Below are 23,466 nucleotides of genomic sequence, written 5' to 3' on the forward strand. Positions count from 1 at the left end.
CGCATGGCCTACACCGCGATCACCGACAAGCGGCCCTGGACCTTCTACGCACTGGCAACCCTGTTCGGCCTGTTCCTGCTGTTCTTGTATGGTCCGATGCTGGTGATCTATGTGCTGTCGTTCCAGGGACCAAACGGCGGCGTCACCTTCCCGATGGTGGGATTTTCGACCGTCTGGTTCAAGGAAATCATGCAGCCGGGCCAGATGGCGAACATCCCAGTCGCCTTCGGCCGCTCCATTGCCCTGGCGGCCGTCGTCAGTAGCCTGACAGTTGTCATCTCGGTCGCGGCGGGCCTGGGCTTCCGCCGCAATTTTCCTGGGTCGGGCGCATTGTTCTATCTGGCGATCGCCAGCCTGGTGATGCCAAGCCTGCTCGTTGGCTTCGGCATCGGCCTTGGTTTCCAGTTTCTGGGATGGCAGCCCAGCCTGTTCACCTCGGCGTTGGGCGCGCAATTGACCTGGACGCTGCCCTTCGGGTTGTTCGCGATGTTCGCCGTGGTGAACCGCTTCAACCGGGCGTGGGAAGAAGCCGCGACCGACCTTGGTGCCAGCGCCTGGCAGCGGCTGCGCCATATCACCATACCGATCCTGCTGCCGGGGATCATCGGCGTGGCAATGGGCGCGTTCACATTATCCTATGACGAATATGCCCGTACCACCCTGACGATTGGCCCGAAGAACACCTTGCCGCTGGAAATCTACGCGTTGATCTCCTCGGCCACCTCCCCCACGCTGTTCGCGATCGGCACGGTCACCACGGGGGTTTCGTTCCTGGCGATCACCATCGGCCTGCTGGTCGTGCTGCGCATGCAGCGCCGACGCGGCAGAGCACTCGTGAAGGTTGAATGATGGACACACGTTTCGATGTCGAGCTGGTATCCGCCACCAAGCGCTACGGCACGACCTTGGCTGTCGACTCCATCTCCCTCCGCATCCCCCGCGCCACCTACTGCTGTCTGCTCGGCCCCAGCGGCTGCGGCAAAACCACGACCCTGCGGATGATCGCGGGGCATGAGGCGGTGACCGATGGCGATATCCTGATCCACGGCGAAAACGTGTCCGACCTGCCGCCGATCCGGCGTGGCACGGCGATGATGTTCCAGAGCTACGCGCTGTTCCCGCACCTGACCTGCCTGGACAACGTTGCCTTCAGCCTGAAGATGCGCGGCGTCGGCAAGGCCGAACGCCATCGCAAGGCCAAGGAATTCTTGGCCCTGGTTCACATGGAGGGCTTCGCGGCCCGCCTGCCCACGCAGCTTTCCGGCGGTCAGCAGCAACGGATCGCCTTGGCGCGCGCGCTGATCACCAAGCCTCGGGTCCTGCTGCTGGACGAGCCTTTGTCGGCGCTGGACCCATTCCTCCGCATCAAGGTCCGGGAGGAACTGAAGCGCCTTCAGCGCGAGCTTGGCATCACCTTTATCCACGTCACCCACAGCCAGGATGAGGCAATGGCGCTGGCCGACCTGATGGTGGTGATGGAAGACGGCCACATCCGCCAGTCGGCGCATCCGCGCGATGTCTTCGAGCGGCCGGTCAGTCCGTTCATCGCCCGCTTCATCGGCAGCCACAACGTGCTGCGGAACCATGCGGGCTCGATCGCGGTCCGGGCGGATCGGTGCTGGCTGGGTTCGGCGCAGGACGGGCCGCATGTGACCGGCCACGTCGTCGCGGTGGAATATCAGGGGGCGATGGTGCGGGTTGCAGTGATGACGGATTCCGGGGATGAGGTGTCCGCGCTGGTACCGGACCGGTTATTCTACCAGCAACCGACCGAACCGGGGCAGCAGGCGACGTTGGTGTGGTCGGCGCAGGATACGCACGCGTTGATGGAAGCGGAAATCGCAGCCGAGTAGGACACTTTGTCCACGGCAACGCTTGATTGGTTGAGGCAAGCCTTACAAAAGGCCGCGGCACTGGCTTCCGCCTGACACGACATCATGAATGATCGCGCCTGGTCTCCTGTGTCAGCGCCAATAAAGCGTATCGCTCCGACTTCGCGCGTCAACTGTTATCGGCCGGAGCAACACCGACAAACTTGAACTGGTGGACAATGTCGGTTGGCGGGTATTTCGGATCGTAGCGAACCTGAAAGACACTGACCACGTGCGACTCCAGATCGCCGTTCGGATCGAACGCAAGCTCGCCCTGTAGCGTCTTCACCCGACCAACCTGTATGGCGTCGCGAACCGCCGCGCGAGCAACCGGCTTGCCCGACTTCGCCACCGCCGCGATCGCTGCCAGCACCACCTGTGCCGCGTCATAGGCGGTAATCGAGTAGTCGGCCGGCGGTGTGCCCCAGCGCTTGACGTATCGGTCGATCCAGGGCTGCATGACCTTGTCATCCAGCATGTGTGGCGCGGCAATGGTGCTGTACCAGCCTTCCGCCGCTGGAAACCCAGCGCCACCGAGGATGGAAGCCTGGTGCAGGCCGTCGCCGCCAGCTTTCACCACATTGGGCAGGATGTCGTATGATTGCTTGACCAGCTTGATCCCGGCCAACGCGCTGGAGCCACAATACAGCGCCTGTGCATTCAGGCTGCGCACCTTGGTCAGCAGCGCGGAATAGTCGGACGCCATGGGATCCACCCGGTCGCGGCCGAGCACGGTCATGCCGATCTTGCTCGCGCGCGCCTGGAAGGTGTCCGCGATGCCGACCCCGTAGGCCCCACTGTCATCCAGCACGAAAACCGATTTGATCTTGAGTTCCTCGGCCATGAAGTTGGCCATGTTCGGCCCCTGGTAGGAATCCGTGGTCACGGTGCGAAAGTAGATCGGCAGTCCGCCAGGACGGTAGAGCGCGGCGAACTTCGGATCGGTCAGATCGGGATTCGTCGAACTGGGAGTCACCGTCGCCAGATCGGCCTGGCTCAGGATCGCCGCCATCGCCTTGCCGCTGCCGCTGTTCATCGGGCCGATCGCGCCCACCACTGTCTTGTCGATGACCAGCTTGCGGGCGTTGACCGCCGCCTGCACCGGATCATACTGGCCGGCGGTGGTGGTGGCGTTATCCAGCGTCTCGATCCTGACATGGTAGCCTCCAGGACCGCCCGCCGCATTCGCCTCCTCGATCGCGAGCACGGCACCATGCAGGACGTTGACGGCATCCTCGGCACCCGCCCCGGTCAATGGCAGGGTAATGCCGATGGTGACACTGCGGTCCTCGGCCCGCACGGGTTTCGGCCGCAACAGCGAAGCGGCCGCGGTGGTGGCGAGCAAGGCTGTCAAGGTGCGGCGCGTGGGATGCATGAGAGGATCTCCGGGATAAGCGGACGCGCGAGCCAAAAGTCATTATACTGGTAGACTAGCAAGAAACATGCCAGTTTTGCCGTCCTGCCTCGCGATACTGGGATGGCATTAGCCGGAATTCATGCATCTCCAGCCGCACGCTGATCGTGCGCATGCGCACGGGAAATCCCCTGCTTCCTCCGCGCATCAGCGCTTACGGGCGGCTTGACCAAGCCTATCGGCGGATGCTGAATTCGGACAGAATTGGATGTTCAGGCAGCAGCCATTCGGGTGGCCGGTACCGCCGCCTGACATAACCAGGAGAAGCGATCCATGCTCGCAGAACACCAGGTTCGACAATACCATGAGGAAGGCTATTTGTTCCTGCCGGAGACCTTTACCGCGGAAGAAGTCGCTGTCCTGCGATCCGAGGCCGAGGCTATCTATCGTCAGCAGCGTCCGGAAGTGTGGCGGGAGAAGTCAGGCGCGCCGCGTACCGCCTTCGCCGCGCACACTTATAACGAGGCGCACGCGCTTCTGGCCCACCATCCCCGCATGATCCGCCCCATCGAGCAGTTGTTCGGCGAGCAGGTCTACATGCACCAGTACAAGATCAATGCGAAGGCCTCGTTCACCGGCGATGTCTGGCAGTGGCATCAGGATTACGGCACCTGGGCACGCGACGACGGTATGCCGGAGCCGCGGGCGATGAACATCGCCGTCTTCCTCGACGAGGTGATGCCGATCAACGGCCCGCTCATGCTGGTGCCGCGCAGCCACACGCAGGGCGTGCTCACGGCCGAACACGACATCAGCACCACGTCCTATCCGCTGTGGACCCTCGATGAGGATATGGTTACCAAACTGGTGGAGCAGGGTGGCATCGTCGCGCCGACCGGCGCGCCAGGCGGATTGCTGCTGTTTCATGGCAACCTGGTGCACGGATCGGCCGGCAACATCACGCCATACCCGCGCAAGATCGTCTATCTGACGCTCAACGCGGTGTCCAACGCGATCCGGAAGCCGACCCGCCCAGAGTGGATCGCCCACACCGACTTCACACCGATCGTGGCGACGGATGAGGCTGCGCTGACCCGCTACGCGCAGCGGTTCAGGCAGGCCGCCGAGTAGCTTCGGAAACCGTCGCGTTACGCGCTCGGACCGGCGTTTGTCCTCGGCCGGGCATCATGCTCGACCGAGGCACCATCCGGGCTGCCGCCGGGTCAAGCCTTGGGGTGACATCGGGCAGATCGTCACGCACACTCAACGCCGGCTGCTCGCGTGTTACTGAATTGACGGACTTGGTCGGAATCTTGCCACGAGATCACTTTCCAAGCTGTTGCAGACCCGCCAGAAACGGCAATGGCACAGTCTGGCTGCGCCCGGCCGATCCCGCTGGCGGGCCTTTTCAAGGAACCAGGACGATGCAACCAAATCAGCCGATAGGCGTCGTCAGCCGGGGATGACGGAGCCTAGGCGCCTCCTGTCCCGGCTGCGGGACCTCCGGGCGCATGGGGCAGCCCCTTTGTCCGCACTGGTCCGCCTTGTTGGCTCCGAGTTGGTCAGCGAGGTGTGTTCCGTCTACGTCCAGCGTCCTGGCGACATTCTGGAACTTGCCGCGACGGAAGGGCTGAACCCGAATGCGATCGGCTATACCAAACTGAGGGTTGGCGAGGGCATCATCGGCCTCTGTGCCGCGACCGGCACTGTCATGAACCTGCCGGACGCGCAGAATCATCCCGGCTTTGCCTATCGCCCGGAAACCGGGGAAGAGCCTTTCGCCTCGATGCTTGCGGTGCCGGTTCGCCGCTCCGGGCGGATGCTTGGGGTACTGGCGGTGCAGAACCGTGCGCCGCGCCGCTTCACGGATGAGGAGGTGGATGATCTGGAAACCGTGGCCATGCTGCTGGCGGACCTGCTGCCGAACAGCGGTGCCAAGGATGCGTCGCCGGAAGGTGTCGGCGCGACGGTGCCGCGATTGTTTACCGGCACGGCCCTGATGCACGGCCTCGCGGTCGGTCCCGTGGTGCTGCTGCGTTCGACGCGGTCACCAATCAAATTGCTCGCCGACGATCCACAAGCCGAACAGACCCGTCTGGGCCAGGCCGTGGATCGTATGCAGCGCGGCCTGGACGACCTGTTCTCCGATCTGCCGCAGAATGGCCGAACGGCCGATGTGACGGCATCACGGGAGGTCCTGGACGCCTACCGCCTGGTCGCCTCCGATGCCGGGTGGCTGCGACGCGTCGCCGACGTGATCCGCGGCGGAATGACAGCCGAGGCCGCGGTGCAGCGGGTCGCCACCGAACTGCACGACCGCATGCGGCGGATCAGCGACGTTTATCTGCGTGAGCGGCTGGCCGACATGGAAGACCTGGCCAACCGGCTGCAGGCCACCCTGACGGGCGATGGCCACGTCGCCGCCATTCCCGAAGGCGCCATCCTGCTGGCCCGCCGCCTTGGTCCCGCGGAGTTGCTGGACTGGCACGCCCGCGGCATTGCCGGACTCGCGATCGAGGAGGCCAGCCCCGCCGGCCATGCCGCCATCCTGGCCCGCGCCCTGGGCATCCCGGCGCTGGGCGGCCTGAGGGGGATGCTGGAAAGCGCGGAGCCTGGCGATGACGCCGTGGTGGACGCGGACGAAGGACAGTTCATCTTGCGTCCGCAACTGGAGGTCCAGGAGGGTTATGCCCGGGCGCGCGAAGCCCGCAGTGCGAAATTCGCCGGCCTGGCGCCCCTGCGCCATCGTCCCGCCGTCACCGCCGATGGCATCAGCCTGAAGCTGATGCTGAATATCGGGCTGAGCCTGGAACTGCCGCAGCTTGAGCGGACCGGCGCCGACGGCATTGGCCTGTTCCGCACCGAGATCGCCATCCTGGCCCGCGGCTCGATGACGGATGTCGCCGAACAGGCGGCGCTCTATGCTCGCGTGCTGGATGAGGCTGGCGACAAGCCGGTCTTGTTCCGCACCCTGGACCTTGGCGCGGACAAATTGCTGCCGGGCACCGTCAGCGAGGAGGAAAATCCGGCCATGGGCTGGCGATCCTTGCGCGTGGGCCTGGACCGGCCGGCGCTGTTGCGGCGCCAGTTGCGCGGCCTGCTGCTCGCCGCCGGCGGCCGCGACCTGTCGGTGATGTTCCCGATGGTCGCCACGGTCGGCGAGTTTCGCGCCGCCAAGGCGCTGCTGGTGGCCGAGACGAAACGGCTCCACCCGTCACCAGGGTGCCTGAAGGTCGGCACCATGATCGAGATACCCGCGTTGCTATGGCAACTTCCCGAACTGCTGAAGGAAACCGATTTTGTCTCGGTCGGATCAAATGACCTGTTGCAGTTCCTGTTCGCCGCCGACCGCGCCACGCCATCCTTATATGATCGATATGACTTCCTGTCCCAGCCTGTCCTTGATATGCTGGAGCAATTGATCGGCGCGGCCGGTGCCGCCTCGGTTCCCATCTCGGTCTGCGGCGAAGCGGCCTCCAGACCGCTGGAAGCCCTTGTGCTGACGGCGCTGGGGGTAACGACACTGTCGATGCCGGCAAGCGGGATCCTGCCAATGAAGGCAATGTTCGCCGGCGTCGATCTATCGTCGTTTCGCTCCGTCCTGGCGACCATACGCCGCAGCGGTGGCGCCAGAATGCGTGATTCCATCACGACCTGGGCGCGGGAGCGCGGCGTGTTGACGTAGGCCGTCGCCCGCCTGCCGCGAAACATTTCGCCAAACGCCTCAAGAAGCTCGTATCGATCGCTGGAAAAAACTTTTCGTGTGGTCTACAAGCCTACAACCATACTTCACCGTGCAACACGGAATGGTTGTGAGTTTCCCGCAGATGATCGAGATCAACGGGCCCGCGGTGCGACACGAACACTGGTCCAGGCCAGTTGACCGTCAGCCATGATGTCGACGATCGTGCCACGGACGGAAACGCTGACGGCCGGAAGGGTCGGGTCAGCCCTGCGCATCGCGCGGGAGCGTCTGGTCCTGGCCTTGCCGGACATCGCCGCCAGCCTGCACATTCGCCAATGCCACCTTGAAGCACTGGAAGCGGGAGATATCGCGCTGCTTCCCGGCAATGCCTATGCGGTTGGTTTTGTGCGATCCTACGCGAGGGCATTGGGGCTGGACGCGGAGGAGATGGTCAAGCGCTTCAAGGCGGAAGCCGCGGCGGTGGACAGCCGGACAGACCTGGTATTTCCGGTTCCGATGCCGGATCGCGGCCTGCCGGCGGGCGCTGTCATGCTGCTTGGCCTGGTGCTGTCGATCGGCGCCTATGTCGGCTGGTATCGATTGTCCGGCGAAGGCCGCCTGCCGGCCGAGACCGTCACCGCGATCCCGGAGCGGTTGGCACCCTTGGCCGAACAGGCGCTGCCCGCGCCGGTGGCCGAACAGGCACTGCCCGCGCCGGCAAGGTCCGTCATCGCTGCCGCAATACAACCGCAACCACCGTCGCAGGTTGCGCCAGCCGATCCGGCCCCGGCTGTTTCGCTGGTTTCACCGACCTCGGCCGCCGCCGCGCTGGTCCGCGAGCCAATACCGGATCAGGTCCCGGATCAGGTCATGGCGCCGCCTGCTGCCGCCGCCGCGCCGCCGACGGTGGACCCCGGTCGGATCGTGCTGCGGGCGAGCGCCGACGCCTGGCTTCAGGTCAAGGATCGCAATGGCGTCATTCTGCTGAACCGGACGATCAAGGCTGGCGAAACCTGGCCGGTGCCGCGGCAGGATAACCTGCTGCTGACTACCGGCAATGCCGGCGGCACCGACATCCTGGTGGATGGCGTCGCCACGCCCAGCCTCGGTGCCTCCGGCACCGTCCGGCGCGACATGCCGCTGGACCCGGACCAGATCAGGGATGGTAAACTCGCCGCCGCCCTGGCGCCACAGCTTGCCTCAAACCGCCCCCGCCAGTAGCGGATCGTGGTGGAAGACACCATAATGGTGATTGCCGCATCCAGGGTTGCCGAAGACCGGTCGCCTGTTCCAGTGGCCGCGACGGATCCGTCCGTTGCCGGCAAAGGAGACTTGCATGAGCTATCGTCCCTACCAGGAAATCGTCCGTCGGAAGTCCCGCCGGGTCTATGTCGGAAAAGTTCCGGTCGGCGACGGCGCACCCATCACCGTGCAAACGATGACGAACACCTTGACCACCGATGTCGCCGGCACCGTGGCGCAGATCAGGCGCGCCGAAGCGGCAGGCGTGGATATCGTCCGGGTCTCCTGCCCCGATCAGGAAAGTGCGCTGGCGCTGAAGGACATCGTTCGCCAGGTTGAGGTGCCGATCGTCGCCGACATCCATTTTCACTACAGGCGTGCGCTGGAAGCCGCCGACAGCGGCGCGGCCTGCCTGCGCATCAATCCCGGCAACATCGGCAGCGATGAGCGGGTGAAGGAGGTCGTGAAGTCCGCCCGCGACCATGGCTGCTCGATGCGGATCGGCGTGAACGCCGGCTCGCTGGAAAAGCACCTGCTGGAGAAATACGGCGAGCCCAACCCGGAAGCGCTGGTGGAAAGCGCGCTGTACCACGCCAACATCCTGCAGCAGCACGATTTTCACGATTTCAAGATCAGCGTGAAGGCGTCCGACGTGTTCCTCGCCGTCGCCGCCTATCAACAACTGGCCGAGGTCTGCGACCACCCGCTGCATATCGGCATCACCGAGGCAGGCGGCCGCCGGATGGGAACGGTGAAGTCCTCGATCGGCCTCGGGTCGCTGCTCTGGGCCGGCATCGGCGACACGCTGCGGGTGTCGCTGTCGGACGAGCCGGAGGAAGAGGTGCGGGTCGGCTGGGACATGCTGAAGACGCTGGGCATCCGCCATCGCGGGGTGAAGGTGATCTCCTGCCCGTCCTGCGCACGCCAGGGCTACAACGTGATCGAGACAGTGCGAACGCTGGAGGACCGGCTCGGCCATATCGAGACGCCGATCACCTTGTCGATCATTGGCTGTGTGGTAAACGGCCCAGGTGAGGCGCTGATGACCGACCTGGGGGTCACCGGCGGTGGAAACGGTCGGCACATGATCTACAGTGCCGGCAAGACCGACCACACGATCGATGGCGGGTCGATGGTGGATCACATCGTCGATCTGGTGGAGGCGAAAGCCGCCGCGCTGCGGGCGGCGCAGGAGCGTGAGAAGATCGCGGCGGAGTAGTCTCCCATCGGCGCGTAACCGGAAACAACACGGTGTCTCTGGACATAACGCCCTTGATCAAGGCGATTGATCGCTTGCGCGAGGGGCTGGCCCGTTATCAAAACGAGCCGGCGGATGACCAACTGCGAGACGGCCTGATCCAGAGGTTCGCGTTTACCTATGAGCCGTGCCATGGCATGTTGAAGCGCTTTATCCGGCAAGCCGCCGCCTCCCCTGGGGAGGTGGACCGGATGACCTTCCAGGACCTTATCCATACCGCCAACCAACAGGACCTGCTTCTCGGTGACTGGCCGGTCTGGCATTGCTATCGTGATCTGCGTGCGAAAACCAGCCTCGCCTATCATGCCGAAACGGCGGATCAGATCGCGACGTCCATCCCGGCATTTCTGGCTGAAGCCAGCCATCTGCGTGACAGGTTGATACGGCGGCTGGCGTGACCCGGGTCATTGATCTTTCGGACGCCGAACAGGCTGTTGTCAGGGACATCTTGCGCACCCGCCGGCCCGCGTGCGTGGATCCTTGGCTCCCGTGCGACCGGGACCGTTCGGCGATACTCCGATCTGGACGTTGCGCTTGAGGGTAACAATCCTCTGGGCCATGCCGTGCTGGGCCAGATCACCGAGGCGCTGTCAGTGTCGGATCTGCCGTTCAAGGTTGACGTGCTGGATCTCCGCGTAACTGAGGCGGGATTTCAGGCTGTCATCGAGCCGGACATGATCACCCTGCCGTTCTGACATCGGTTAGAAGCACGGCTTTGGCTAGGGACTTCGCGGCCAGCATCCGGCGTCCGACGTGGCTTACCGTGACGGTCCTGCCGGGCAGCCTGGCTGCCCAGGGCCGGTGAACGCCTGCGCAGCGGCAACTGTCGAAACTGGCTCATAATCGTCGTTTGGCTTAAGCGACTGGTCCGGCCGCTTGACGCGGACCACATAGATACTATGCGCTGCGACACCGTCGGCGCGCACCGTCACGGTGCCCAGCAGTGGATCCGGGATCGCGGCTTTTCGTAACGCCGACATGATCTTGTCGCCATCAACGCTCCGCACCGCGTCCATGGCATTCAGCAATGCGAGCGTAGCGGAATACACCTCCGCGTCGATCTCGGTCGGCCCTGCCGCGACCATTCGGTGGGTGAAGCGCCGGGCGAAGTCGCGGGATGCGTCGTTGCGGTTCGCGTAGAACGGTGTCGCGAGGTAGAGCCCTTGTGCATCCCGCAACATCCCCGCGACATCCTGCTGCTGGACATAAAGCCCCGCCATCTTTGGCCCGGACGCGACACCGCTTCGCATGGCTTGCCGCAGCAGGGTTTGCAGGTCTTTTCCGGTTTCGCCGATCGCGACCACGTCGGGCTTTTGCGACATCGCCTGCATCAGATCGTGCGAGAAGTCGCCGGTTCCAAGCGGCGGGTTGATTGATCCGACCACTTCGCCACCAAGTCCGGTTATCGCCGCGCGAGCGGTTCTTTCGACTGCCTGATCAAGCGGTTGATCCGCGGAGATGAAGAACCATCGTCGCGCCCCGTCCTGATGCAGTACGCTTACAAGGCTGCTGCTCAATGCCGCCGGGCTGGCGCCCCATCGCAGCGTCGTCGGCGAGCAGTGGCTGCCGCTGAAACCGAGACCGACGAGATTGACCACGACGAAGATCCGGTTGTGCTGCCGAAGCATGTCGCTGATCGGCAGCGCGGCAGCACTCGCCGCCACATCGATCACCGCGTCGATGTGCTCCTTGTCCAGCCAATCCCGTACCATCCCAGGCTCATTGTCGGGCCTTGCGGTATTGTCCTTGTGTGACTCAACATCCAGATAAGCGTGCCTGGCGCCAAAATCCTCGATCGCCATCTCCATGGCGACCTCGGCACTGCGGGGTGTGCGATGCTCATACAGCGCGGAAGCATCGTCCAGGAAGCCCAGCTTGATCTTGTTCTCTGGGATCTCGGCACGTGCTATGCCCGGTAGCAACAGGATGATGAGCAGGACAGCGTGGGTATGAAAGCGCATGGTTATCCACTGCAATGGGAGCCAGATGTCGCGGTCAAGGCAAATGCCGAGACAACAAGCCTTGGGTTGAGTGGCCTTGCGCCAAGCCTCGGGCTATGAACGCTCTGACCGTGGATGCGGCGAATCAAGTCCTGTTGACGGACAAGACTTATGCACCGGGTGAGGCGCGGGATACCGGCGGTCGGACCGGGAGTTCGCGACCTCTTGCTTTCAATCCGCACCTGGATGGATGTGCCGCTCCGCGCATATCCTGTGGTAGCGCGCTGCAACAGCCGTCAAGACCGCCTGAAGGACCAACCGTGACCAATCTGCAACCCGCCCGCGGCACCCATGATCTGATCGGCGAGGAGCAGCGTCGTTTCCATTATGTCGTGGAAACCGCACGCCGCGTCGTCGCCACCTATGGCTTCGATGAGTGGATGACGCCGATCTTCGAGGACACCCGCGTCTTCGCCCGCACGTTGGGAGAAACTTCTGATGTAGTAACGAAGGAGATGTACAGCTTCAACGACCGAGGCGGCGAATCCATCACCCTGCGTCCCGAGGGCACCGCCGGCGTCTGCCGAGCGCTGGTGTCCAACGGTCTGACTCAGTCGCTGCCGCAGAAAGTCTTCTATGCCGGCCCGATGTTTCGTTATGAACGGCCACAGAAAGGCCGCTATCGCCAGTTCCATCAGCTCGGCATGGAACTGATCGGCCCCGCTGAACCGCTCGCCGATGCCGAGGTCATCGCCTGCGGCTGGGACATCCTGAAAACACTGAACGTTGCCAATGACACGGTGCTGGAACTCAACACCCTGGGCGACAGGGAAAGCCGCCAAGCCTACCGCGACGCACTCCTGGTTTATTTCACCGAGCACCAGGGCGCCCTGTCGCAGGACAGTCTTGCGCGTCTCGATCGCAATCCGATGCGCATCCTGGACAGCAAGGATGAAGCCGATCGCCACATCGTCGCGGGCGCGCCCACCATTGGCCCCTACCTGACCGAAGCGGCCTCGACCTTCTATGCGAAGCTGCAAGACCTCTTGACTATGTTCGGCGTTCCGTTCCGTGAAAACCCTCGCATTGTCCGGGGTCTGGACTATTACGGGCACACCGCTTTTGAATTTGTTACTGCCAGGCTTGGTGCGCAGGGCACCGTCATGGCAGGGGGCCGCTATGACGGGCTGGTGGCGGAGATGGGGGGGCCGCCTACCCCCGCCGTCGGCTGGGCCGCGGGAATCGAGCGGCTGGCCATGCTGTTGGACGCAGCACCTGCCTCACCCGCTCCTGTCGCGGTCGTGCCCATCGGCGAAGCGGCCGAGGCCGCCGCGATCCCGATCCTGCAAGCCCTGCGCGCCGGCGGCATCCGCGCCGAGATGGCCTATCGCGGCAACCTGAAGCGTCGCCTGGAACGCGCCAACCGCACCGGCGCCCGCGCCGCGATCATCCTGGGGAACGACGACATCGCCTCGGGCGTAGCCCAGGTCAAGAATCTGCTCACCGGCACCCAGGAAGCCGTGCCGATCAACCAAATCGCCGACCGCCTGCGATGAACCTTGCTTTCAAGCTCGACCGCATTACCGCCCGCGCCGAGGAACTGCGTGCACTGCTGTCCGAGGGCATCTCCGGCGAAGCCTACGTCAAGGCGTCGAAGGAACTGTCGGACATCGAACCCGTCGTCGCGCGCATCGGCGACCTGCGCGCCGCCGAACAATCCCGCTCCGAAGCGGAATCTCTGCTTGCCGATCCGGAGATGAAGGATTTGGCGCAAGCTGAGCTGTTTACCCTGAAGGACCAGATCCCGGCGCTGGAACATGAAATCCGCCTGGCCCTGCTGCCGCGGGACGAGGCCGATGCGCGCTCCGCCATCCTGGAAATTCGTCCCGCCGCCGGCGGCGACGAAGCTGGCTTGTTCGCCGCGGAACTGTTCGCGATGTATCAGAAATACGCCGAAGCCAAAGGCTGGCGCTTCGAGATCCTGGATTACGCCGACACCGGTCTCGGTGCCATCAAGGAAGCCACCGCCGAGATCACCGGCCGCAACGTCTTCGCGCGACTGAAATATGAATCCGGCGTGCACCGCGTGCAACGTGTCCCGGCGACGGAAAATCAGGGTCGCATCCACACCTCCACCGTCACCGTCGCGGTGCTGCCGGAAGCCGAGGAAGTTGACGTCCAGATCAACGAAGGCGACCTGCGGATCGACATCTATCGCGCCTCGGGGGCCGGCGGGCAGCACGTCAACAAGACCGATAGCGCGGTGCGGATCACCCACCTTCCCACCGGCATCGTGGTGGCGATGCAGGAGGAGCGCAGCCAGCACAAGAACCGCGCCAAGGCGATGAAGATCCTCCGCGCCCGCATGTATGAGCAGCAGCGCGCCAGTTTGCACGCCACGCGCGCCGCCGACCGCAAATCCCAGGTCGGCACCGGCGACCGCAGCGAGCGCATCCGCACCTATAATTTTCCCCAGGGCCGCGTGTCCGATCATCGCATCAACCTGACGCTGTATAAGATCGACCGGGTCATGCAAGGCGATCTGGATGAATTCGTCGATGCTCTGACGGCTGAAGACCAGGCTGCACGGCTTGCCACCGAGGAATGATGCTGTCGACCATCGCCGAAGCCGTTCAGCACGGCGCCGCCCGTCTCGCACCCATCGCCGACAACCCCCGCCTCGAGGCTCGCCTCTTGCTCGCACACGCGCTGGGCCTCGCGCGGAACGACCTCATCCGTGATCCGCGCAAGGTGGTTGAGACGAACAGCTACGATCGGCTTCTTGCTCGCCGGGAAGCGCGGGAGCCCATCGCCCTGATCCTGGGACACCGGGAGTTCTGGAGCATGGACTTCCAGGTGTCCCCCGCCACGCTGATCCCGCGCGCTGACACCGAGACGCTGATCACGGCGGCGCTGAAGGTTTTCGCCCACCGAACGCCGCCACAAGTCATCCTCGACCTTGGAACCGGCACAGGTTGCCTGCTGCTCGCGTTGCTGCGGGAATATCCCGGTGCTTTCGGCATCGGCGTGGATATCGCCCCGAAAGCCGCCGCCCTGGCGAAGCGCAACGCAAACCGTCTCGGACTGGCCGGCCGGTCCGCTTTCGTCTGCGGCAACTGGACCAGTGCCATCGATGGGAGATTTGACCTGATTGTCTCGAACCCGCCCTATATCGCACGCAAGCAGGTGGCGGAGCTGATGCCGGAAGTGGCGCTGTACGAGCCGCGGCTTGCGCTGGAGGGTGGCGCGGATGGATACGACGCCTACCGTACCCTGATGCCGCGTTTGCGTCAGGCTTTGGCGAGCGGTGGGGCCGCCATCCTTGAATTGGGCGTCGGGCAGGCCGATGTGATGCGCGTCCTGGCGCGGAGCCATGGATTTCGTGTCGAATTTTGGACGGACCTCGGGGGAATTGTTCGTGCGTGCGTCCTGACTCTGGGCCCGGCCTGAAAAAACGTTTGGCAGCGTGCCATCAAGGGTATACAGTGTTGACGATGGTTGGGGATGCCGCAGGTCGGCTGTCCCTTCGCGTGAAGGGCTAAGCAAACAGATCCTTCGCCTGCCATCTTCAACGCCGATGGATCGTGGTCGTTCAAGGGGATACGCTTGGCGACGTGTCCGGCCGGTTCCACCGGTCCGCCGACAATGGGAAAGCATGACGGCAACAGAATGAACATCAAACGTATGCGTGGCCGCAACCATCGCCCAGGCGGCGGGGGCGGCGGAGGTGGTGGCGCCGTGCGCCATCATCCGGGCGGCGGAACACCGCTCAATCGCAACCATGTCTTTGACAGTAATGGCCCGGAAGTTCGCATCCGCGGCACCGCCCAGCAGCTCTTTGAAAAATATCTTCAGCTTGGCCGCGACGCCACCAGCAGCGGCGACAGGGTAACAGCGGAAGGCTTCTTTCAGCACGCCGAGCATTATTTTCGTATCCTGAACGCGATGAACCAGGCCGCCCAGCAGGGCCAGCCGAATGGTCAAGGCCAGAATCAGGGCGGTAACCGCCGGAACTACCAGCAAAGCGACAGCTATCAGGGCAATGACGATAGCTCGGCCGGTCAGGACACCGAGGATTCCGATCCACGTGCCCCTGGCATGGGGGACCAGCCGGATGCCCGGGACATTCCAATCGCGGCGGCGCCGCCAGAAGGTTGATGCCCCAGAAGGTTGGTGCCACGGATGAAAAACCATTCCTGCGCGCTCAAGACAAAGTGTCCGTAAGCGTCCGCTCTAACGTGTAGCTCGGCTCGCCGTGCGGGCGTTGACAGGACTTCTCTGTCAAGCACCGGGCGGCGATAAAGCCTGCGAAGGTCGTTCAGGGGTGCGGAGACAACCGCGCGGTCCTCCGCTTCCTCGTCGTCATGGGAACGGCAGGCCGCATGACGTCGTCACGCGGGCGCCAAAGCCGCACTCAGCGACTTCGCTTCCGCACCGGCGATCAGTCCCTGGCGGATGAACAGATCGATCAGCACTAGATTCACGTTGAATTTGAACGCGTTGGTTGTCCGTACGGTGTCCATTACACGTTCGACCGGCCATAGCTCGAATGCCTCCACCTCGCCATCTGCCGCGACAGGCGTAAAATCGGACGGCAAATTCAGGTCGTAGCAGTACAAAAAGTCACGTCGCAGCCCTTCCGCTCGCTCCATGGTGTAATCCAGAACGGAAGCCTCGGTCGCCCTGGCCGCGAGCGCCGGCGGGATCGAGGCTTCCTCGCCGGCTTCCTTGATCAAGGTCTCCAAACGACCAAGGCCAGCGGGCACGCCACCAGCAACGACATGATCCAGCTTGCCAGGGTCTAGTGCCTTGGTCTTCGCTCGCCGGGCGATCCATACATGCAGCCCTTCAGGTCGCTGCACCAATCCATTGACGTGAACGCCCAGCGCCTGGATGCCGAAGGACGGCAGGGCTCCACGATCGATCTGGGCAAGCGCCGGTCCCAGCGGATCGGCCCTTACGTCGAACATCTCGTTTCTGTTACCGAACATGCCCCGCTCGGACAAGGTCCGGGCAATTCGTGGCAGGGCATCGGGGTCGACGACCGTCAACCCATCGACCGAAGGGCGGATCACATCGAACCCGCGCAACGCCGAGGCAATGGCCGGCGAGGCCCAACCAACCTGTGCCTGGCCGATGCGAATTGCGCACTTGTCGCCTGGCAGGCGCGCATTGTTGCAGGCGCGCACATGACGCTCGAAACCGGTCTCGGTCAGGTCCTGATCCAAAGGCTCGCCTTTCAAAAACCGCCTGATGATGCCACATGCGAACCATGAGACGAAGCCGTTATGCTACACCTGCGCCGGCGGCTCTGCCCGCCTCGCTGCAGGTGGGGCGATCCAGCCTGCAGACCGTGATCTCGCTGCTGCCTTATCTTTGGCCGGCCGGGAGCGTCGGCGCCCGGATCAGGGTGGTCACGGCGATTCTGTTCATGCTGCTGGCCAAGGTCGCCAGCGTCTACGTGCCGCTGATCTATGCCCGCCTCGTGGACGCGCTGGCACCCAAGGATCCCAGCCATATTGCTCTTACCATCCCGCTGGCGCTGATCCTGGCCTATGGCGCCGCGCGCATCGCCGGCGCCGGCTTTGGTGAATTGCGCGACGCGCTGTTCGCGCCGGTGCAGCAGCGGACGGTCCGCCTGCTGGCGTTACGTACGTTCCGGCATCTTCACGACCTGAGCATGCGCTTCCACATGGACCGCCAAACCGGCGGCCTGTCGCGCGTGATCGATCGCGGCGTGCTGGGCATGCAGTCAGTACTGCGTCTGGCGGTCTTCAACATCGTGCCCACCGCGCTGGAGCTGGTGATGGTCACCACCATTATCTGGCGCCTGTTCGACTGGCGTTACGCTGTCGTCACTTGCTTCGCGGTCGTCCTGTATGTCGCCTTCACCACCTTCTTCGCCGGACAGCGCGTCCGCTACCGCCGCACGATGAACGACACCGACAATGACGCCTCTATCAAGGCGCTTGACAGTCTCCTCAACTATGAAACCGTCAAGTATTTCGGCAACGAAGCGTATGAGGCGGAGCGCTATGACCTCGCCTTGACTCGCTATGAGCACGCCGCGGTGCGCGTGCAGGTCTCGTTGAACATGCTGAACCTGGGCCAGGCGGCGATCATTGCGGTTGGCCTGACCCTAATCATGCTGCTGGCCGCCACCGGCATGCGCGATGGCAGCATGACAATCGGCAAATTCGTGCTGGTGAACACCTATCTGATCCAGCTCTACCAGCCGCTGACGTTCCTCGGCGTGGTCTACATGACGATCAAGCAGGGTCTGGTGGACATGGAGCAGATGTTCACCTTGCTGCGTGTCCAACAGGATGTACGTGACAAGCCCGGCGCCGTCGCGCTGGTGGCGCATCTGGCGGAAGGTGCGGCCGGAGAGGTCTGCTTCGAGAACGTCCGCTTCGGCTACCAGCCCGACCGGACTATCCTGAAAGGCATCGACCTGACCATCCCGGCCGGCCGCAAGCTGGCCATCGTCGGCCCGACCGGCGCCGGAAAGTCGACCATCAGCCGCCTGCTGTTCCGCTTCTACGACGTGACCGGCGGCCGCATCCTGATCGACGGCCAGGATATTCGCGACATCACCCAGGACAGCCTGCGCGCCGCCATCGGCGTGGTGCCGCAGGACACCGTGCTGTTCAACGACACCATACGCTATAACATTGGTTACGGCCGACCCGGCGCATCACAGGCGGACATCGAGCAGGCGGCGCGGCTGGCGCAGGTGCATGATTTCGTCCTGAAGCTGCCGGATGGCTACGATACGCAGGTCGGTGAACGCGGCCTGAAATTGTCCGGCGGCGAAAAGCAGCGCGTGGCCATCGCCCGCACCATCCTGAAAGACCCGCGCATCCTGATCCTGGATGAGGCGACAAGCGCGCTGGACAGCCGCACCGAGCAGGACATTCAAGCGGCCCTGCGCGCGGTCGCTAGCCATCGTACCAGTCTGGTGATCGCGCATCGATTATCCACGGTCACCGATGCCGATGAGATCATCGTCCTGCGCGATGGAGCGATTGCCGAACGCGGTCGGCACAACACCTTGCTGGCCGAGGGTGGATTGTACGCCCGCATGTGGGCCTTGCAGGCGACCGAACGGGACCTGGAGCCGGAACCGGCTCACGCCAACTGAAGGATGTCTTGAAATGTCAGAGAATGCGAACGCTCCGGCCGACCTCAGTCATGCCGGTGCGGTGGTGGACAAGGCGATCGAATACATGACAGGGCAGAATATCGGCTCGCTGGCGATTGCGTCGGCGTTGCTTGGTGGCGCCATGGCCCTGCTGTCCCGCGGCATGTCGGATGACGCGATCGTCGCCATCCTGAACAACGCGATCGCCTCCGTGCGGTCGGGCGAGTTGCAGAAGCGGGCGGATTGATATTAGCGGCCCAGAGGACTGATCGGTATGTATACGGGCTGGCCGCGCGCCAACTGAACTAAGTTGCCGGTGGCAGGTCACTTTGAGTTACCTTTTCTGCGCGCAATTTGGGCATTGCGAGTTTGAACCTATCGCCTCCCAAACAGACGATTGACCGTGATTGATCCGTTTAATATCGCTTCTGCAAGTAACTGCGGGTGGGCGTGGAGATACATGGAGCAATGTGCTCCCCACCTTGGTCGCCACTGGTCGTGTGAAATCAGCGGTGGGTGGCGTACCTCGCTTTGTTCCGAAGGTGGTGAGGCATGGCCAACGTGAAGAGCAACCGATTTACGAGATACTTCCCGCTGCTCCTGGATGCACTTCGTTCGGCCGATCCCAACCCAATGCGCCCTGCCGAAGCCATGGCCTGGATCCGATCGAAGGCGGAGGTTCCAGTTGATGACCTAACTAGAGAGGTGGTCGGCTAAATTCGGACAGTCTGCTAAGTGGAACTTCTGCCTGAGAGCGGCGAGGATGCCGCGGATCAGGAGCGAATATGACGAAGCGAACACGCCGGACCCACGCTGCGGCCTTCAAGGCCAAGGTGGCGCTGGCCGCGATCAAGGGCGAGAAGACGCTGGCCGAGTTGGCGCAACAGTTTGAGGTGCATCCGAACCAGATCACTGCCTGGAAGGGACACCTGCTGGAGGCAGCCTCGGGCCTGTTTGGTTCGGGCGGCGGAGCATCCGAACCGGCACCTGTCATCGACGTCAAGACACTCCACGCCAAGATCGGAGAGCTGACGCTGGAGAACGATTTTTTGTCCGGTGCGCTCAGCAAGGCCGGCCTGCGGAGCGCAAAGCGATGATTGACCGGACGCACGAGTTGCCGCTGGGGCGGCAGGCGGCGTTGCTGCGATTGAGCCGCAGCAGCCTGTACTACGACCCGCAGCCGGTGCCCGAGGGCGAGCTTGTCATCATGCGGCGGATTGATGCGCTGCACCTGGACTACCCGTTCGCGGGCAGCCGGATGCTGCGCGATCTGCTACGCGGGGAGGGGGTGATCATTGGCCGCGAGATGGTGCGGACGATGATGCGCCGAATGTGTATTGAGGCGATCTACCGTCGGCCGAACACGTCAAAGCCGTGTCCAGGACACAAGATTTACCCATATCTTTTGCGCGGCCTGCCGGTTGACCGGCCCAACCAGGTGTGGTCGATGGACATCACCTACATTCCGATGGCGAAAGGCTTTGTCTATCTGGCGGCGGTGGTTGACTGGTTTAGCCGGCGGGTTCTGGCGTGGCGGGTGTCGGTCACCATGGAGGTTGATTTCTGCCTCGAGACCGTCGAGGAAGCGCTGGCGCGGCAGGGAAAACCGGACATTTTCAACACCGATCAAGGCAGCCAGTTCACCAGTGCCGCGTTCACCGGGCTGCTGCTGGAGAACGGGATCGCCATCAGCATGGACGGTCGTGGTGCGTGGCGAGACAACGTATTTGTCGAGCGGCTGTGGCGGTCGGTGAAGTACGAGGAGGTCTATCTGCGGGCCTATGAAACCGTCGCCGAAGCGCGGCGCCTGATCGGGGTATATCTGGATTTCTTCAACTGCAAACGACCGCACTCGAGCCTTGACGCCCGGACGCCGGACCAAGCCTACTTCACCCACCTGCCGCCACACGTGGCAGCCGCATGAATTTTGCCGCTGCTGTCGGGTCGCCTCTCCGATCAGGCTACGCCCTCCCTGCGAGGCGACCTGACAGCAGTACCTTACGTAACCAACAGGCAGGAGATCCACTTAACGGAGGCGAAATGCTGTAGCGACGAAGCCGACCATCTCTCTAGGTTGGTCCAAAACGGCACACAGTCCATATTCGAAAACGATGTCCACTGGGCGCGCTTTTACCTGGTAAAAGCTGGCCTTCTCGGCAATGCACGGCGCGGATTGTGGAGCCTTACCCCCGGGGGACGTGAAGCGAGGCTCTCGCCGGAAGAAACCTGGGACCTCTACGTTCGGATTCGCGACGCCACCCGGCCCAGCAGTCTTTCGGCTGAGGAAGACGCGCCCGCCCCCGGTGCCGCAGGAGATAGCGAGGAGGAGGGAAGATCGTACTGGTTCGCGGGCGCGGTTTGGAATGGGAACGACGATCAGCTTCCTCGTTTTCTAGAACAAGGCATTTGGGAGAACGGGGACGAAGATCAATTTTTGGACCTTGTTCGCCGGATACGGCCTGGAGACCAGATCGCGATAAAGGCAAGCTTTGTCAAAAAGCGGGTGCCGTTTGAAGCCGGCGGCAAGGCGGTATCAGTCATGAGGATCAAGGCTACTGGCACGGTCCTCGACAATGCCGGTGACGGGCAGACTGTGAAAGTTGCCTGGGACCCACCAACGGAACCGCGCGACTGGTACTTCTACACCTACCGAACCACCATCGTTGAAGCCGACCCGGAGGCCGAAGACGGTCGCCGATTGATCGACTTTACGTTTCGAGGGGCGCCGCAGGATTACGCGTGGTTTCTGGGACAGCCTTATTGGCTGGAGAAATATGGCGTCAAACCAGAGACCATTTTGGATGACACTACGGTAACCCCGATAACCATTGAAGACGAAGAAATCGCTGAGGAAGAATCTCCTTACACGATTGAAGACATTGTTGCCGATGGATGCTTTTTAACAAATTTAGAGCTCGCGGAAATCCTCGACCGATGGCGTTCCAAGATGAACCTTATTCTCCAGGGGCCGCCCGGCACAGGAAAGACTTGGCTGGCGAAACGCCTCGGATTCGCGCTCGCCGGCTCCAACGACCGCGAGACAGCTCGATCGAGACTCCGCGTCGTGCAATTTCACCCGTCGCTTGCCTACGAGGACTTTGTGCGTGGATGGCGGCCTGCCGGCGACGGGCGCCTCGAACTCGTCGATGGCATATTGATGCAGGCTATCCAAGCCGCCGAGAGCGAGCCAGATCGGCCATTTGTGCTGGTCATTGAAGAAATCAACCGCGGAAATCCAGCTCAGATTTTTGGTGAGATGCTCACGCTGTTGGAGGTATCGAAACGCCGACGCTCGGAAGCAATCGAGCTGGCCTACCGTAAGGAGCCGGGCGAGCGAGTCCATGTGCCAGCGAACTTATATGTCATCGGGACGATGAACGTCGCTGACCGCTCCCTCGCAATTGTCGACCTAGCGCTGAGGCGTCGCTTCGCCTTCATCGATCTCGAGCCCAGATTTGGGAACCCTTGGCGGGCATGGTGCGCACACCGGGGCATTGAAAGCACGCTGCTTACTGAAATTGAAAACCGAATTGGTGTACTTAATACCGAGATTTCGGCGGCGATCTCGCTCGGTCCTCAGTTCCGAATCGGGCATTCTTACGTGACCCCGGACACCGACGCTCCAATTATCGACGCTCGCGCGTGGTTCCGAGCCAGGGTTGAGACAGAAATTGGCCCATTGTTGGATGAGTATTGGTATGACGCGCCCGAGACAGCTAAAGCGGCGCGAGCGAAGCTGGTCACGGGGCTGAGTTGATATCGCCTTCAGACGACAAAAGCTCATCTCCCGGCGACAGAAAGATCGGTCGTATTCCGGTTCGGAATCTCTGGCTATTAATGCTCTACGCTTCGGACCTGACTCGCGTCAGAGGTGCTTTCGACGCGATTGTTGAAAAAGACATCACAGATATTCCCGAATTGATCGCGCGACTTCTGATTGACGCCGTTGAGCGTCGCCTACGTCGAAACCTCACCCGAGGCTATTGTCATCGCGAAAAAACGCTCACGCGCGTCCGCGGTCGGATCAATATTCTGATTACTGAATCGCGACAGCTCCTTTCCAAAGGAGAGGTCTCTTGTCGCTTTGAAGAACTCACCATTGACACGGCGCGCAATAGACTTGTCCGGGCGGCGCTGGAGTTGATGGCTCGGCTTGTCCGGGACAACGACCTAATTCACCAATGCCGAGCCTTGTCAGCGACACTCGGCCGGGCGGGCGTCGGGGGAACGCGTCCGTCTCGCGCCAATCTTGCAGCCGACCAAATCGGAAGGAACGATGCTACCGACCGATTTATGGTTGCCCTTGCTCGTTTAGCCTTCGATTTGGCCCTTCCTACTGAAGATGCGGGCGCAACGCCGCTTGTGGCCCCTGATCGCGAGGAGGCATGGGTGCGTCGGTTGTTTGAGAAGGCAATACTCGGCTTTGCCCGCGTCGATCTGGCGCCGCTTGGGTGGTCCGTCCGTGGTAGCATTCCCCTCGAATGGCAGTTGTCATCCGCATCGGCGCAACTTGGGACAATCCTACCACGTATGGTGACCGACATAGTTATCGACGCGCCAGACGCTGTCCGAAGACTCGTGATCGACACCAAATTCACGTCCATTTTAGGGTTCGGCCGGTTCGGCGATGCAAGTCTGAAAAGCGGATATCTTTACCAGATGTACGCCTACCTTCGATCTCAGGAGGGCTACGATCAGCGGTGTGACATGTCGGCAGGTTTATTTTTGCATCCGGCAGTCGGCTTACAACTTTACGAGCACGCCACAATCCAAGGCCATTCAATTGCGTTCGCGACCATAGACCTTGGCGGTTCGGCTACGGCTATCCGAAGTGAGCTGCGGCGCATCATCCGCTACGATCCATGGCTTGATACCTTTCGGGCATCCGACCGTGAAACCTCGGAAAGCAAAGGGGCAAGAACAGCATAATAGCCGGGTGAACCGGAGTTGAGCGTACCTGCGGGTGGAAGGT

Annotated in this window: 20 protein-coding genes; 17 read left to right on the plus strand and 3 right to left on the minus strand. The window is 62.6% G+C overall.

Annotation, left to right across the window (positions count from 1 at the left end):
* Positions 1-3 precede the first annotated feature (3 nt).
* Complete coding sequence (locus ACQY4S_RS21695) at positions 4-849, plus strand: ABC transporter permease (protein WP_428487279.1); 846 nt, start codon at positions 4-6, stop codon at positions 847-849.
* On the plus strand, positions 846-1,853 hold the full coding sequence (locus ACQY4S_RS21700; RefSeq protein WP_428487280.1) for an ABC transporter ATP-binding protein: 1,008 nt from the start codon (positions 846-848) through the stop codon (positions 1,851-1,853). Before ACQY4S_RS21695 ends, ACQY4S_RS21700 begins: the two co-directional genes overlap by 4 nt.
* Positions 1,854-2,001: 148 nt before the next feature.
* Here ACQY4S_RS21700 and ACQY4S_RS21705 read toward each other — a convergent pair whose 3' ends face one another.
* A complete protein-coding gene (locus ACQY4S_RS21705) occupies positions 2,002-3,246 on the minus strand; it encodes a branched-chain amino acid ABC transporter substrate-binding protein (RefSeq protein WP_428487281.1) in 1,245 nt (414 codons plus the stop codon).
* A gap of 312 nt (positions 3,247-3,558) precedes the next feature.
* Here ACQY4S_RS21705 and ACQY4S_RS21710 point away from each other — a divergent pair, with 312 nt between their 5' ends.
* From ACQY4S_RS21710 to ACQY4S_RS21735, 6 genes are all read left to right on the plus strand, one after another.
* Positions 3,559-4,356, plus strand: a complete 798-nt coding sequence (locus ACQY4S_RS21710) for a phytanoyl-CoA dioxygenase family protein (RefSeq protein WP_428487282.1) — start codon at positions 3,559-3,561, stop codon at positions 4,354-4,356.
* Positions 4,357-4,750: 394 nt separating this feature from the next.
* Positions 4,751-6,910, plus strand: coding sequence for a putative PEP-binding protein (locus ACQY4S_RS21715; protein ID WP_428487283.1), 2,160 nt, complete (start codon positions 4,751-4,753; stop codon positions 6,908-6,910).
* Positions 6,911-7,117: 207 nt separating this feature from the next.
* Entirely contained in the window at positions 7,118-8,131 is a 1,014-nt protein-coding gene (locus ACQY4S_RS21720; protein ID WP_428487284.1) for a RodZ domain-containing protein, read from the plus strand.
* A 115-nt stretch (positions 8,132-8,246) separates the two neighbouring features.
* Positions 8,247-9,371 (plus strand): flavodoxin-dependent (E)-4-hydroxy-3-methylbut-2-enyl-diphosphate synthase, encoded by a 1,125-nt coding sequence (gene ispG / locus ACQY4S_RS21725; protein ID WP_428487285.1) that lies wholly within the window; start codon positions 8,247-8,249, stop codon positions 9,369-9,371.
* A 32-nt stretch (positions 9,372-9,403) separates the two neighbouring features.
* Positions 9,404-9,808, plus strand: coding sequence for an HI0074 family nucleotidyltransferase substrate-binding subunit (locus ACQY4S_RS21730; RefSeq protein WP_428487286.1), 405 nt, complete (start codon positions 9,404-9,406; stop codon positions 9,806-9,808).
* A 36-nt stretch (positions 9,809-9,844) separates the two neighbouring features.
* Positions 9,845-10,105 carry a nucleotidyltransferase family protein gene (locus tag ACQY4S_RS21735; protein ID WP_428487287.1) on the plus strand — a complete coding sequence of 87 codons (261 nt, stop codon included), beginning with the start codon at positions 9,845-9,847 and terminating at the stop codon, positions 10,103-10,105.
* A 63-nt stretch (positions 10,106-10,168) separates the two neighbouring features.
* Here ACQY4S_RS21735 and ACQY4S_RS21740 read toward each other — a convergent pair whose 3' ends face one another.
* Complete coding sequence (locus ACQY4S_RS21740; RefSeq protein WP_428487288.1) at positions 10,169-11,371, minus strand: ABC transporter substrate-binding protein; 1,203 nt, start codon at positions 11,369-11,371, stop codon at positions 10,169-10,171.
* Positions 11,372-11,670: 299 nt separating this feature from the next.
* On the opposite strand from ACQY4S_RS21740, the gene hisS reads away from it, so the two are divergent.
* The 4 genes from hisS to ACQY4S_RS21760 all read left to right on the plus strand — a co-directional run bounded on the left by hisS (position 11,671) and on the right by ACQY4S_RS21760 (position 15,508).
* Complete coding sequence (hisS, locus tag ACQY4S_RS21745; protein ID WP_428487289.1) at positions 11,671-12,906, plus strand: histidine--tRNA ligase; 1,236 nt, start codon at positions 11,671-11,673, stop codon at positions 12,904-12,906.
* The gene (gene prfA, locus ACQY4S_RS21750) at positions 12,903-13,958 is read left to right on the plus strand and encodes a peptide chain release factor 1 (RefSeq protein ID WP_428487290.1); all 1,056 of its coding nucleotides are present in this window, start codon (positions 12,903-12,905) and stop codon (positions 13,956-13,958) included. Before hisS ends, prfA begins: the two co-directional genes overlap by 4 nt.
* The gene (prmC, locus tag ACQY4S_RS21755; protein ID WP_428487291.1) at positions 13,955-14,800 is read left to right on the plus strand and encodes a peptide chain release factor N(5)-glutamine methyltransferase; all 846 of its coding nucleotides are present in this window, start codon (positions 13,955-13,957) and stop codon (positions 14,798-14,800) included. Before prfA ends, prmC begins: the two co-directional genes overlap by 4 nt.
* A 219-nt stretch (positions 14,801-15,019) precedes the next feature.
* The gene (locus tag ACQY4S_RS21760) at positions 15,020-15,508 is read left to right on the plus strand and encodes a DUF4167 domain-containing protein (protein ID WP_428487292.1); all 489 of its coding nucleotides are present in this window, start codon (positions 15,020-15,022) and stop codon (positions 15,506-15,508) included.
* 233 nt (positions 15,509-15,741) lie between these two features.
* Here the strand turns inward: ACQY4S_RS21760 and ACQY4S_RS21765 are convergent, their stop codons facing one another.
* Positions 15,742-16,578: an NUDIX domain-containing protein gene (locus tag ACQY4S_RS21765; RefSeq protein ID WP_428487293.1), complete on the minus strand. Its 837-nt coding sequence runs from the start codon at positions 16,576-16,578 to the stop codon at positions 15,742-15,744.
* 44 nt (positions 16,579-16,622) lie between these two features.
* On the opposite strand from ACQY4S_RS21765, the gene ACQY4S_RS21770 reads away from it, so the two are divergent.
* The 5 genes from ACQY4S_RS21770 (at position 16,623) to mcrC (ending at position 23,423) form a co-directional block, all read left to right on the plus strand.
* Positions 16,623-18,494: an ABCB family ABC transporter ATP-binding protein/permease gene (locus tag ACQY4S_RS21770; protein WP_428488473.1), complete on the plus strand. Its 1,872-nt coding sequence runs from the start codon at positions 16,623-16,625 to the stop codon at positions 18,492-18,494.
* Positions 18,495-18,507: 13 nt separating this feature from the next.
* Positions 18,508-18,741, plus strand: coding sequence for a hypothetical protein (locus ACQY4S_RS21775; RefSeq protein ID WP_428487294.1), 234 nt, complete (start codon positions 18,508-18,510; stop codon positions 18,739-18,741).
* Between the two features lie 538 nt (positions 18,742-19,279).
* A protein-coding gene (locus ACQY4S_RS21780) for an IS3 family transposase (RefSeq protein ID WP_428483442.1) occupies positions 19,280-20,418 on the plus strand; the annotation gives its coding sequence in 2 pieces (ribosomal slippage) (positions 19,280-19,538 and positions 19,538-20,418; 1,140 coding nt in all).
* 3 nt (positions 20,419-20,421) lie between these two features.
* Positions 20,422-22,251 carry an AAA family ATPase gene (locus ACQY4S_RS21785; RefSeq protein ID WP_428487295.1) on the plus strand — a complete coding sequence of 610 codons (1,830 nt, stop codon included), beginning with the start codon at positions 20,422-20,424 and terminating at the stop codon, positions 22,249-22,251.
* Positions 22,248-23,423: a 5-methylcytosine-specific restriction endonuclease system specificity protein McrC gene (gene mcrC / locus ACQY4S_RS21790; RefSeq protein WP_428487296.1), complete on the plus strand. Its 1,176-nt coding sequence runs from the start codon at positions 22,248-22,250 to the stop codon at positions 23,421-23,423. Before ACQY4S_RS21785 ends, mcrC begins: the two co-directional genes overlap by 4 nt.
* The last annotated feature ends 43 nt before the right edge of the window (positions 23,424-23,466 follow it).

The organism is Rhodopila sp. (assembly GCF_965276935.1).
GTDB lineage: Bacteria > Pseudomonadota > Alphaproteobacteria > Acetobacterales > Acetobacteraceae > Rhodopila.